The organism is Candidatus Sulfurimonas baltica, assembly GCF_015265455.1.
GTDB lineage: Bacteria > Campylobacterota > Campylobacteria > Campylobacterales > Sulfurimonadaceae > Sulfurimonas > Sulfurimonas baltica.
Genome location: NZ_CP054492.1, coordinates 1,491,154 through 1,504,041, shown reverse-complemented (window position 1 = coordinate 1,504,041; position 12,888 = coordinate 1,491,154). Strand labels below are relative to the sequence as shown.

Annotated in this window: 11 protein-coding genes; 5 read left to right on the top strand and 6 right to left on the bottom strand. The window is 32.9% G+C overall.

Features of this window, described 5'->3' with window-relative positions; translation table 11 throughout:
• The first annotated feature begins 53 nt into the window (after window positions 1-53).
• Window positions 54-1,418, top strand: coding sequence for an IS4 family transposase (locus HUE88_RS07535; RefSeq protein ID WP_194368113.1), 1,365 nt, complete (start codon window positions 54-56; stop codon window positions 1,416-1,418).
• A 201-nt stretch (window positions 1,419-1,619) separates the two neighbouring features.
• Here HUE88_RS07535 and HUE88_RS07530 read toward each other — a convergent pair whose 3' ends face one another.
• The 3 genes from HUE88_RS07530 to HUE88_RS07520 form a co-directional block, all read right to left on the bottom strand.
• Window positions 1,620-1,832 (bottom strand): hypothetical protein, encoded by a 213-nt coding sequence (locus HUE88_RS07530; protein ID WP_194368112.1) that lies wholly within the window; start codon window positions 1,830-1,832, stop codon window positions 1,620-1,622.
• Window positions 1,833-1,948: 116 nt separating this feature from the next.
• Window positions 1,949-2,548, bottom strand: coding sequence for a DUF6988 family protein (locus HUE88_RS07525; protein WP_194368111.1), 600 nt, complete (start codon window positions 2,546-2,548; stop codon window positions 1,949-1,951).
• Between the two features lie 221 nt (window positions 2,549-2,769).
• The gene (locus HUE88_RS07520) at window positions 2,770-3,333 is read right to left on the bottom strand and encodes a recombinase family protein (protein WP_194368110.1); all 564 of its coding nucleotides are present in this window, start codon (window positions 3,331-3,333) and stop codon (window positions 2,770-2,772) included.
• Between the two features lie 129 nt (window positions 3,334-3,462).
• Here HUE88_RS07520 and HUE88_RS07515 point away from each other — a divergent pair, with 129 nt between their 5' ends.
• From HUE88_RS07515 to HUE88_RS07505, 3 genes are all read left to right on the top strand, one after another.
• On the top strand, window positions 3,463-3,747 hold the full coding sequence (locus tag HUE88_RS07515; protein WP_268245913.1) for a type II toxin-antitoxin system RelE/ParE family toxin: 285 nt from the start codon (window positions 3,463-3,465) through the stop codon (window positions 3,745-3,747).
• 1 nt (window position 3,748) lies between these two features.
• Window positions 3,749-4,027, top strand: a complete 279-nt coding sequence (locus tag HUE88_RS07510; protein ID WP_194368109.1) for an addiction module antidote protein — start codon at window positions 3,749-3,751, stop codon at window positions 4,025-4,027.
• 244 nt (window positions 4,028-4,271) lie between these two features.
• Entirely contained in the window at window positions 4,272-5,183 is a 912-nt protein-coding gene (locus HUE88_RS07505; RefSeq protein ID WP_194368108.1) for a hypothetical protein, read from the top strand.
• A gap of 133 nt (window positions 5,184-5,316) precedes the next feature.
• Here the strand turns inward: HUE88_RS07505 and HUE88_RS07500 are convergent, their stop codons facing one another.
• Window positions 5,317-6,615 (bottom strand): putative bifunctional diguanylate cyclase/phosphodiesterase, encoded by a 1,299-nt coding sequence (locus HUE88_RS07500; protein ID WP_229860196.1) that lies wholly within the window; start codon window positions 6,613-6,615, stop codon window positions 5,317-5,319.
• Window positions 6,609-9,128, bottom strand: coding sequence for a PAS domain S-box protein (locus HUE88_RS07495; RefSeq protein ID WP_229860028.1), 2,520 nt, complete (start codon window positions 9,126-9,128; stop codon window positions 6,609-6,611). Before HUE88_RS07495 ends, HUE88_RS07500 begins: the two co-directional genes overlap by 7 nt.
• Window positions 9,129-9,477: 349 nt before the next feature.
• On the opposite strand from HUE88_RS07495, the gene HUE88_RS07490 reads away from it, so the two are divergent.
• The gene (locus tag HUE88_RS07490) at window positions 9,478-10,842 is read left to right on the top strand and encodes an IS4 family transposase (RefSeq protein ID WP_194368107.1); all 1,365 of its coding nucleotides are present in this window, start codon (window positions 9,478-9,480) and stop codon (window positions 10,840-10,842) included.
• 302 nt (window positions 10,843-11,144) lie between these two features.
• On the opposite strand, the gene HUE88_RS07485 is transcribed toward HUE88_RS07490, so the two are convergent.
• The gene (locus HUE88_RS07485) at window positions 11,145-12,698 is read right to left on the bottom strand and encodes an IS1182 family transposase (protein ID WP_194368094.1); all 1,554 of its coding nucleotides are present in this window, start codon (window positions 12,696-12,698) and stop codon (window positions 11,145-11,147) included.
• Window positions 12,699-12,888 lie beyond the last annotated feature (190 nt).

Below are 12,888 nucleotides of genomic sequence, written 5' to 3'. Positions count from 1 at the left end.
CCACTTTTTAGTATAATTTTGTCACCACAACATCAAAAATACAAGGCTATTTTATGGAACTTGACAATTATATACAAACTGCAGTGAGAAGCATATTAAAGAATCCAATACTTGAAGTGCTAACAGAGATAAAAATCACAAAAATACTTAAGCAGAGCAACTTCATTAAACGAAATGTTGGCTATCCACCATTTCAAATAATATTACACTTCGTTTATATGTTAGTGATGCAAAAACGCCAGTCAACATTTATAAAAAAGAGCGATAGTGCATTTGGGAAAGATGCCTATTACAGATTTATCAAAGATAGTCGTTACAACTGGCGAAAGTTTTTAATGCTAAGTACTACTGCACTTTTGCAAAGAATAAAACCACTACATAAAAATGGTGAACATCGCTTACTCATTATTGACGATACAGTAGAGTCTAAGAGAGGTAAATACATTGAGGGAAGCTGTAAATATATTTGGAGCAATAAAGAACATAGGAGTATCAATGCGCTCAATATCGTATCTCTAAATTATGCAGATTCACATTCAACTTTTCAATTAGATTTTTCTATAAAAATGAATGGTAGCAATAGAAAAGATATTTCAGAGTTCACAAATAAGCTACATCACAGAAGTAATGCATATCAGAGAAAGAGTGAAATTACTAAAGGCAAAAATATACTAGCTATTGAGATGCTGCAAAGAGCTTTGGATAACGGTGTTGATGCAGATTACTTGCTCGTAGATAGCTGGTATGCTAAACCGAATTTCATACATCAAGCTAATGAACTTGGTATGCCAGTAATAGCAAGACTTCCAAACAATAAACTTATTTGGAACTTTAAAGGCAAACATAAAACTATGAATGCAATCTATGACAGTATGAAAAACTATCGTCACAAAAGTAGTGGTAAACATGGCAAAATATCGTACAAATATTTCGATGCCATTGTAGAACATGCAGTTTTAGGTAAAGTCAAGCTCGTATTTTTACACACAAGTAAAGAGTTGTTAGTTTTTATCTCAAGTGATATTACTATTGCAGGCAAAGAGATTCTAGCAACTTATAAAAAGAGATGGAATATTGAACAAGGCTATAAAGATCTCAGAAACCTCTTCGGTTTTGGAAAAGAAGAAAATCGTATCTATGAATCACTAATTGCAAAAATAACACTATCTATGTTTGCATATAACATTGTAAGTTATATTAACCGTATAAAGCATGAACCACAAACTCTTGGAGAACTCTTTAGAGATTTAGAATGTGAGCTTGAAACACTGGCAATATCAATGCAACTCTTTATTAAAATACTGACAAAAATCTCTGAAATCCAAAATGTTGTCAAGGATAATAAAAATTTACTCAATATTATCGCTGTGCTCAGTGCTTATACTCAAAAAGAGTTAGGTTTTATGTGCGAAAGTTGAGTAACTTATTTAATTCATTCCAAAGTAATGTGTGACTTTGCTTGTCTAAGTGTCCAGTTGATGCTACTTTCATTATTATACTTTCAATATATGCATTGTTTACGGTTGCTTTAGCGTTCAAAATATTTAATAATAAAACTAAATTATTTTTTTCATTAAAAATCCCTTTTTATTTATGTTTCATGTATATATAGCTAAATATCAGTTATTTTTTGAGGCCTTCTTTTTAATTAGATAAGCTATTATAGCTCCCATAATATATCCTATAACGTTAAAAGCCATTATCGTAGGGTTACTACTTAGTGACACTATTAGTAAAATTACCCCTAAAGTTATTAGTATCTTACCTCCACGTACAATTGCATATCCTGCCATAATTGATATTGTCATATATACTAATATTACTAATTCCATTTTTAAATCCTTTTAGCTTTTTTACTTTGTTATTCTAAGTATATAATTTATCGAGATATTAGACAAGGGCATAAATACACTAATAAAAATAAACTCACAAAGTGCATGAGGTTAAACTATTTTTGTATTATCTCTCTTTTAGCTTTCTTCATTAAGATTTCATCATCTATTCTAACAGCATAAGCAAGGACTATCATCAGCATATTCATCGTTGTTGCATTTAAAATTTCTATCATTTCTGAATCTGTAAAAGAAGATGCTATATAATTTTCATCTAGACATCTTGAAAGCATATGCCATCCACCATGTGTATAACTATGCAAGGCATTAATATTATTTTTATGAACTCTTGAAAAAAAGTCATCAGTTAACAATACATCAATTTGTTTACACATTTTTTCAAGTCCTTTAAATTTATATTCATCTTTATAAATTTTATTGGCTATAACTTCATTACCTTTAAAAGCCAACCAAGTACCACGAACCATAGCATCGTATTGTGGACGTACTAAAGCTGCTGCAGATATTCGTCTATTATCTTCAATCAGATTAATAATTGAGTGTTGATGCTCTTTTGTGATTAAAACATATGCTCCAACTACTTTCTCAAGTAATCCTATATCCACAGTTAATCCATCTAACCAGTCAGCCACGTTATTAGTTTGTTCAATTGCTAGCCTTAATGCTATTTTAATATCTGTACTTTCATTCTGCATTATAAAATCCTTGAAGTCATTATACAAAAATATCTTCAGTGTCTCACAAAGCAGACTCCTAATACACTTTTCACAAAACCATCTAATATGTATAATAAATATCTCAAGTCCTGTCTTATGAAAGTGTTTCTGAACCTCTTATATTTGGAACAATTTTTAGTAACAGAAAGATTGTTCCAAATAGAGTTGGATTTTTGAACATTATGAAGTAGTCAAACTGACTACTTCTTTTTAGCTACATCTTTAATAGCTCTATAGATCGTATTACGAGCAACATGGAAGAATTTTGACAGCCATGCCACAGACTTTCCTTTTTCGTGTTCCTTATATATGACATTTTTCTCTTTACTATTTAGAATAGCTTTTCTTCCAAATTGAACGCCTTTTTTCTTTGCAGCTTCAATTCCTTCTCTAACTCGCTCGTTAATAAGATCTCTTTCAAACTCTGCAATAGCACCTAGCATTGTAAATAATAATCTTCCTGCCGGTGTTGTAGTATCAATGCTTTGTTGAATGACTTTGAGATCAATATTTTTATCTTCTAAAGACTTCGCTATATTCTGAAGGTCTATTACAGACCTTGCTAATCTATCAAGCTTTGTAATAAAAAGTATATCTCCCTCTCGAACGAAATCCATCATGATATTGAACTGCTGACGATCAGCTTTATTTTTACCAGATTTTTTTTCAGAGAAAATCTTTACACAGCCAGCATCTTTAAGTTGATCAATTTGATTCTCAAGATTTTGGCTAGAAGTTGAAACTCTTGCATAACCTACGTTCATAGTTCATCCTTTGTGTTGAACTTACTATTTATCTCATATATCAATAGGTTTGTAAAGAGTATTGGTATTTCTATAAGAATTTTGTTATTGACAGATATGTATCTAATTAGATACAATATAAACATGTATATGATTAAACAAACTGAAATATTCTCTAAATGGCTACTCAAGTTAAAAGATACAAAAGCTAAAGTAGCTATTTTAAGAAGAATTCAAAGAGCTCAAGAGGGTAATTTTGGAGATTATAAATCAATCTCTTCAGAGATTAGCGAACTTCGAATTACTACTGGACCAGGGTATAGAGTTTATTACACCATACGAAAGGAAGAAATAGTGATTCTTCTTATTGCTGGAGATAAATCTACCCAGTCAGAAGATATTGTAAAAGCTAAAAAAATAGCAAAGGAGTTATAAGATGACTAAGTTAACAACATTCGATGTGTCTCAATATTTAGATTCTAAAGAGATGATAGCAGAGTATCTCACTCAAGTACTTGAAGATGGTGATATGAATGAACTGCTAGAAGCTATTGGAAATATAGCAAAAGCTAAAGGTATGAGCCAAATAGCAAAAGATACAGGCCTAGGACGTGAAAGTCTCTACAAAACATTTAGTGCTGACTCTAAACCTAGGTTTGAAACTATAATGAAAGTACTAGATAGTTTTGGTGTGAAACTTCAAGCTAGTGCATAGTAAATTGACCCTTATTTAGAAGAGCTTTCTTAACATAAGAAGTTAAAAGCTCCAAAACCTACAGAGACTGTGAAACACTGATACATCACATTAAATTCTATATCAGAGCACAAGCAAATGAAGCTATATTTGAATATATATTGAATAAAATTAGAATTAAAAAGCCAGTAAATAGCGTGCATGAGACAATGTTTTTAAAAAAGTTTTATACAGTGCTTATTAATACACTCTATAGGTAACCTAAATGACAGATAATTACAAAACAATAGAACACCAACTTCGCAAGTACAGCTTTGAGTTTTTAAAAGTAAGTCCTGAGCCTTTAAATATGTTAGAAACTCTAAACAAAAATAATCCACAAATGATACAAGATGCTCAAAAACCAAATCTTTTGGCTGGGGCAATTGTTTATATCTATCTTAAACGAAATAACCTTAACGGTAGAGGTGGTATCACTGCAAAAAGTGTTGGAGAGTATTTTGATGTTAAAGGCTCTGCCATTACACAAAAAGCATTTGATGTAGAGTTTTGGTTAGAGGGCAGAGCAAAGCATCTGCGAACTGATGAACCTTATGAGTTTATAGATAAAGACAGGTTTGAAGTGAATGAGCTTTACTGGGAGTTTATAGAATCTCCTGAAGCTGATGATGTCAAAAAGAGCATTAAAGCTTTAAAAGGCATTGTTAAAAAAGATGCTGACTACTTTGATCCATACATAACACTCCATGAATACCACTTAATGGATCGTGATTTTAAAAATGCTATAAAGATTATGGAAGAAGGTTTTAAAAGAGCAATAGACCTCATAGACAACAATGGTAGATTTCCAGATGAACTTCCTTGGGGATTTATAGAAAATAGACATATTATACGGATGATATTTAACTATGGAATGTTTATATGGGCAAACGAAGATAAAGATATTGCTTTAAATATTTTTATGGAACTTTTAAAATCTAACCATAACGACAATATTGGTGCAAGATACTCGATTGTTGCAATACTAGAGGGCTTTGGCTCGCAAGAGGAATACGAAGAACAGTTTGAGAGTAAAAACGGCATGGGTCTTGATGGAATGGCACTTGAAGAGTGGTTTTACAAAGCAGCCCAAAAACATAAAAATGTGATTGGCTGGTGGCTTAATCTAGAGGATTAGATTAAGATAATGCTCGATAGTCATTAAAATTGAGAGTGTAAAAAATTGTATCATAGTTAAACAATTTAGTTTGGAACTTATAGAAAAGTTCCAAAAATAACTAGTTCTGGAACTTAAACAGAAATGTTAATATTTAAAACCCATTCCTTAGTATAAGCTCTAACTCATCAGCAGGAATAGGTTTAGAATAAAAATATCCTTGAATTTTCTTACAGCCATTTTCAACTAAAAAGTCTCTTTGTTCTTTAGTCTCAACACCTTCTGCTATTACTTTGAGATTTAAACTTTTTGAAAGAGCAATAACAGCTTTTGTAATTACTGCATCTTCTTCATCGTCTGGTAAATCTCTTATAAACGCTTGGTCTATTTTTAGTTTATCTATTGGTAACCTTTTGAGGTATGCTAATGAAGAGTATCCAGTTCCAAAGTCATCTACTGCTAATTCTATACCTAAGTCACTAATCTCGTTTAGTATTTTAATAGATTCTTCAGGGTGTGTCATAATTTTACCTTCTGTTACTTCTAGTTCTAGCCACTCTGCTTGACAGTTTGTCTCTTGCATTAGTTCTTTAAACATTGGGATAAAGTCTTGTCTTTGAAATTGTTTTATAGCAAGATTCATTGCTAATACTCCAGGGTTGAGCCCTTGCTCATACCACTGTGATATTTGCATCATTGCTCTTTTCATAACATATCTATCTAATTCAACTATTAGTCCTGTAGATTCCGCAAGGGGGATGAACTTATCTGGAGCTACTAAGCCCATAGTTGGGTGTTGCCATCTAACTAATGCTTCCATTCCTATGAGCTTATCTGTAGCACCATTTACTTGTGGTTGATAGTAGACTATAAATTCATTGTTTTTTAAAGCAGCTCTTAAACTTGTCTCCATTACAACTCTTTCAAATGCTAATTCTGTCATGCTAGCGTTATAATATTGGAAGTTATTTCTCCCATCATCTTTTGCTTTATACATTGCAGAATCCGCAAACTTAAGAAGGTCTTTAGCAGATACTCCATCGTCAGGATAAATACTGATTCCAATACTACTTGATACATATAGAACATTGTCATTGATATGCATAGATTTAGCTAAACTCTCTAATAGTTTAGCTGCTATAGAAGAAGCATCTTGTCCTTGATTTAGGTCTTCTAGTATTACTGTAAACTCATCTCCACCAAGTCTTGCTACTGTATCTTCATCTCTTATTGTTCCCCTGAGTCTATGTGTAACTTCTTTTAAAATTTCATCCCCTATGTCATGACCGAGTGAATCGTTTATCTCTTTAAAGTGGTCTAGGTCTATAAAAAGTAATGCTAATTTTAATTTATTACGTTTAGATTTTTCTATAGCTTGAGAAAGTCTATCGTTAAAAAGAACTCTGTTGGGTAATCCTGTTAAGGCATCATGATGTGCTTGATGGTCTAAAATATTTTTTGTTTACTGAGTTCATTCTCTGCATTCTTTCTATCGGTTATATCATTAATATATCCATTCCATAAAATACTTCCATCTTCAAGTTTTTCAGGTTTTGAGAATCCTTCCAGCCAACGCACACCTTTTATTGGTAAATTAACTCTATATTGTATACTCCAGTCATTCATAGTGTTAGCTGAGTGTCGAATAGAAGTTGCTATCATCTCCAAGTCATCTGGATGTAAAATATCAAATACTGGTTGGGCATCATTGACTATATCTTTAGGCTCAACTTCATATACCTCTCTTATTCCATTACTAGCATAAGGAAAGCTTGCATGTCCATCTGGGAAAAGTCTGTACTGATAAATAGCCCCAGGTACATTTTGGCTAAGTTTACTTAACATTTCATGACTAGATTTAAGTTCTTTACCTAGTTCATGTCTTTTTGTGATATCTTGAGCATAACCAACCATTTGTATGGGCGTTCCAGTTTCATCTCTTAGTAATGAAATCGAGAGAGATGCCCATACTGTTTTTTTGGATTTTGTAATAAATTGTAGCTCTGAACTATATGCACCTGTTTGCATTAAAGTTTCTATACTTGAGGAAAAATCTTCTAGGTCTTCTTTTCGATATACCATAGATATATGTTTTCCAATGGCTTCTTCTTCCTTATATCCAAAGAGTAATTCCGAACCATGATTCCAAGTAAGTATATTACCTTCTAAATCTGTAGAAATCATACTGTCATGTGTCTGTTTTATCATTTGCGTTTGCTGAGATAAAACATCTTTTTGTTTTTTAAGTATCTCATTTTGTTCTTCAAGTTCATCTTCAGCTAATAGTCTATTTTCTTGAAGTAGTAAAACCCACCAGACTAGTGTACTTACGATAAGTGCAATAATAAAAAAGATAGTTGTAAATGATTCTTTAAAGTATATAATTACATCTGGGCTTAGATGTTTAATTTGTGAAGAGTAAACCATCCAAATAGCAATAACTATTGTAAAGAGCAGTAAAGAAAGGATAATCGTAAAGTCAAATATTCTTAGCGATGCCATAGTAGATATTTTTCCAAAGAATAGTTTTCCAATTAAGTTCCCTGTTTGTTCACGAAGAGATTTCTGACTGCTTTTTTTACATACATCATGACAAAGAGAATCCAAAGAACAGCATAAAGAACATATTTCAACTTCATGTAAAGGACAATAGGACATATCTTCTTTTTCATAATCATTGTCACATATTTCACAATGATAATTTGTTTCCTCGGTATCTTGTAGTGTATTTGGACGAGCTATATAATATTTCCCTTTTGTCATATAAGCGATTAAAGGGGAAAGAGAAAATGCCATAAACATAGCAATAATAGAAGAGTAACTCTGAGCCATATCTCCAAACATTCCCATAAAGCTAAGAATCGAGACAACTGATGCTATACCCATACTTCCAACACCAACAGGATTAAAGTTGTAAAGATAAGCACGTTTAAACTCAATAATTTTTGGACTTAGTCCTAGTGGCTTGTTGATAATTAAATCTGCTGTAATCGCACTAATCCACGCAATAGCTACATTTGAATAAAGTCCAAGAACACTCTCAAGTGCATCAAAAAGTCCAAGTTCCATTAGAAGAAGAGCAATACCTATATTAAAGACCATCCAAACAACACGACCTGGATGAGAATGCGTTACACGAGAAAAGAAGTTAGACCAGGCAAGTGAACCTGCATAAGCATTTGTAACATTAATCTTAATCTGAGAAACCACTACAAAAAATGTTGCAGCAGCTAAAGCAATTTGGGGATTATCAAAAATATACTGATATCCCGTGTAGTACATCTGAATAGGAGTTTTTGCTTCATGTAAAGAGAACCCGGCTAGAAGAACAAGACCTGCTAATAATATACCACCCATCTGCTTTAAAAAGCCAAGTATAATCCATCCTGGACCAGCTATTAACATCGATGTCCACCATTTAAAGCGATTCTCTTTTGTTAAAGATGGCATAAATCGTAAGTAATCAACTTGTTCGCCTATTTGAGCAATAAGTGCAAGAGATACCCCTACTGCAAAGCCAAAATAGTAAATATTAAATTCACTACTTCCAGAAATGGTTCCATTAAAATTCAAGAATGTCTCTACGGCTTGAGGTTCCTTAAGTAAAACTGCCACAAAAGGTGCAATCATCATTAGTAACCAAATGGGCTGAGTCCATAAATGAAGTTTATTTATCAGTGTTATTCCATAAAAAACTAAGGGGATAATAATGAGTGAACTAAGTAAATATCCCCAAGCTAAAGGAAGTCCAAAATAGAGTTCAAGAGCTTGTGCCATAATTGCAGCTTCTAGTGCAAAAAATATAAAACTAAAAGAGGCATAGATAAGCGAAGTGATAGTTGAACCAACATAACCAAATCCAGCACCTCGTGTAATAAGGTCAATATCTATATTGTATTTAGCGGCATGATAACTTATAGGAATAGCTGTTAAAAATATAATAATAGATGCAGTAAGAATTGCCAAAAATGCAGTAGAAAATCCGTAACTAATTGCGATAGAAGCACCAATAACTTCAAGTGCTAAAAATGAGATACTCCCAATAGCAGTATTTGCTATAAGTAACTCAGAGAATTTTCTAAATGATTTTGGAGTATAGCGAAGAGAATAATCTTCTATCGTCTCATCAGCAACAAGACGGTTATATTCACGGCGTTTATTTTTAATATTTTCTCCTATGCATACAAGTAATTAACTCAACTTTCGCACATAGATTTCACTAAATCCACGAACTTAATTTGAGTATTAAAGCCCATAAATAGCCACTTTTTAGTATAATTTTGTCACCACAACATCAAAAATACAAGGCTATTTTATGGAACTTGACAATTATATACAAACTGCAGTGAGAAGCATATTAAAGAATCCAATACTTGAAGTGCTAACAGAGATAAAAATCACAAAAATACTTAAGCAGAGCAACTTCATTAAACGAAATGTTGGCTATCCACCATTTCAAATAATATTACACTTCGTTTATATGTTAGTGATGCAAAAACGCCAGTCAACATTTATAAAAAAGAGCGATAGTGCATTTGGGAAAGATGCCTATTACAGATTTATCAAAGATAGTCGTTACAACTGGCGAAAGTTTTTAATGCTAAGTACTACTGCACTTTTGCAAAGAATAAAACCACTACATAAAAATGGTGAACATCGCTTACTCATTATTGACGATACAGTAGAGTCTAAGAGAGGTAAATACATTGAGGGAAGCTGTAAATATATTTGGAGCAATAAAGAACATAGGAGTATCAATGCGCTCAATATCGTATCTCTAAATTATGCAGATTCACATTCAACTTTTCAATTAGATTTTTCTATAAAAATGAATGGTAGCAATAGAAAAGATATTTCAGAGTTCACAAATAAGCTACATCACAGAAGTAATGCATATCAGAGAAAGAGTGAAATTACTAAAGGCAAAAATATACTAGCTATTGAGATGCTGCAAAGAGCTTTGGATAACGGTGTTGATGCAGATTACTTGCTCGTAGATAGCTGGTATGCTAAACCGAATTTCATACATCAAGCTAATGAACTTGGTATGCCAGTAATAGCAAGACTTCCAAACAATAAACTTATTTGGAACTTTAAAGGCAAACATAAAACTATGAATGCAATCTATGACAGTATGAAAAACTATCGTCACAAAAGTAGTGGTAAACATGGCAAAATATCGTACAAATATTTCGATGCCATTGTAGAACATGCAGTTTTAGGTAAAGTCAAGCTCGTATTTTTACACACAGGTAAAGAGTTGTTAGTTTTTATCTCAAGTGATATTACTATTGCAGGCAAAGAGATTCTAGCAACTTATAAAAAGAGATGGAATATTGAACAAGGCTATAAAGATCTCAGAAACCTCTTCGGTTTTGGAAAAGAAGAAAATCGTATCTATGAATCACTAATTGCAAAAATAACACTATCTATGTTTGCATATAACATTGTAAGTTATATTAACCGTATAAAGCATGAACCACAAACTCTTGGAGAACTCTTTAGAGATTTAGAATGTGAGCTTGAAACACTGGCAATATCAATGCAACTCTTTATTAAAATACTGACAAAAATCTCTGAAATCCAAAATGTTGTCAAGGATAATAAAAATTTACTCAATATTATCGCTGTGCTCAGTGCTTATACTCAAAAAGAGTTAGGTTTTATGTGCGAAAGTTGAGTAATTAAAATGTTATAACTTGATGTTTCTTTACTTATTATATAACAAAATATCTTAATTGTCTTATACTACCAAAGTTTCACTGGCGCAGAATAGATAGTATACTCTCGTCTTTCATTGCTCTTGCTAGCAAGCCTATAATATAAATCTCATAACCTCTTATACTTGGAACAGTTTTTAGTAACAGCAACGTTGTTCCAAATAGAGTTGAATTTTGGAACATGCTCCACAAAGTACTGAGACTGTGAAAGAACTAATCATGTATCAGTAAAAAGTGTCGAGCTTAAGAATATTTTTAAGGTTCAGGCGGAAAAACTCATTTTTTGACGAAAAAATGTCCTAAAAAAGTATAAAACTGCAAGATACTCCGCTATTTCTTGCTTGATACTCTCAAGATTGCCACTTTTTAACGCTTTCATAAGCTTTTGAAACAGTGCAATGCCAATCAGGTTCAACAATCTTCTGAAATTATAGGTGAGCATAATGAGAGCATTTTCTCCAGCAACTTTTGTTTTACCACGCATCAGAAAGTGGCTCCAGCCAAGATTTTGTTTGATTGTACCAAAAGGATGTTCTGCCAAAGCGGCACGTTGTTTAATCATAGTTCTAGCCTTGGGTGTCTGCATCTTTGTACGGTGTTCGACAATGAGTGCTTCATGCTCCCAGCGCCAGAGACGTTTTGCAGGTGTTTTCTCAGGAAGACACTCTGAACGTAATGGACAGACTTTACATACAGAGTGGGTACCGAAATACATAAAACGCTTGATACCCTTATTCTCATAAATAGTTTTTTTTCGCTTTAACACTTTGTTGTTTGGGCAGTGATAGCAATCGTTGGCTTCATCATAATGAAATGCATCACGAGGAAACTTTCCTCTGTCTACTTGCTTTTTTTGCTTATCTTGTATGGGTACATAAACATCTATTCCCTCATCAACACATCTCTTAATCTCTTTTGGATTGTAGTAACCTGCATCAGCTACGACTTTGATATGTTTATTGCCTGTAGCTTCTTTAGCTTGAGTTGCTAGAGGATAAAGTTGATCTAAGTCAACTCCTTTGGTGGAGATGTCAGTAGCGACAATAAACTTGTATTTACCATCAACAGCAATCTGGGTATTATAGGCCATAAGATGATGTGCCGGTTTACGCATCAAGGTAGCATCGGGATCACTTTTGCAATATTGTGTTACATTACGCTCTTTCAATGTGTGTAGATTACTGTTCAATTTTGATTTATATTTTTTAAGTCGATCCAGATATTGCTTGTGTACTACTGGTGCTATCTCTTTCTTCTCACAGCTATCGCTATACTCTAGTGAACTTAAATACTCTGCTATTTTCTCATCAACAGATTCTATATCCTTACGAGTCATTGTTTCAGAGATAAGTTGATTCTTTGATGCATTAGCCCGTAAAAAGGCACCGTCAATGGCAACGACTTCTCCATCAATCAAATCGACAGAACGGCATAGCATTACAAAGTCACGAAATAATTGTTTCAGTACCTTGGGATTATCTTTGCGAAAGTTAGCAATAGTCTTGTATCCAGGAGTAAGTCCAGCACAAAGCCACATCATCTCAACATTGCGTTTAAGTTCACGTTCGAGCTTTCTAGAACTTCGGATACTATTGAGATATCCATAGAGATAAATCTTCAAAAGTAGTGCTGGATGATATGCTGGTTGACCATCCAAACTACCACTACTTGTAAAGACTCCAAAGGCAGCCATATCTATACTGTCAACATAACTATCAATAGCTCTTACTAGATTATTCTCATCAACATACTCATCCAGACTGGGTGGAAAAAGAAGTTGTTGATTACGGTTTAAACCTTCTTTGTAATTTGGCATTGTTAAGCCTTTTTCGTAGATATATAATATATCTATTTTAGCTTATTTGTGATTATCACTTGCTTTGGGAGTTCTTTCACAGTCTCTACTGATTGTGGAACTTTTTACACTTATCTTTTTATCCCTACTTTTTTAGTATCTTTAGGAATAAGAAAATAAATTTTACTGGTTTGATTTTAGAGGTTCATCA

Coding starts and splice junctions, on each gene's coding strand:
- HUE88_RS07520 (WP_194368110.1), bottom strand. CDS start 3,333: ATGAACGTAGGTTATGCAAGAGTTTCAACTTCTAGCCAAAATCTTGAG.
- HUE88_RS07485 (WP_194368094.1), bottom strand. CDS start 12,698: ATGCCAAATTACAAAGAAGGTTTAAACCGTAATCAACAACTTCTTTTT.
- HUE88_RS07530 (WP_194368112.1), bottom strand. CDS start 1,832: ATGGAATTAGTAATATTAGTATATATGACAATATCAATTATGGCAGGA.
- HUE88_RS07505 (WP_194368108.1), top strand. CDS start 4,272: ATGACAGATAATTACAAAACAATAGAACACCAACTTCGCAAGTACAGC.
- HUE88_RS07490 (WP_194368107.1), top strand. CDS start 9,478: ATGGAACTTGACAATTATATACAAACTGCAGTGAGAAGCATATTAAAG.
- HUE88_RS07510 (WP_194368109.1), top strand. CDS start 3,749: ATGACTAAGTTAACAACATTCGATGTGTCTCAATATTTAGATTCTAAA.
- HUE88_RS07525 (WP_194368111.1), bottom strand. CDS start 2,548: ATGCAGAATGAAAGTACAGATATTAAAATAGCATTAAGGCTAGCAATT.
- HUE88_RS07515 (WP_268245913.1), top strand. CDS start 3,463: ATGATTAAACAAACTGAAATATTCTCTAAATGGCTACTCAAGTTAAAA.
- HUE88_RS07535 (WP_194368113.1), top strand. CDS start 54: ATGGAACTTGACAATTATATACAAACTGCAGTGAGAAGCATATTAAAG.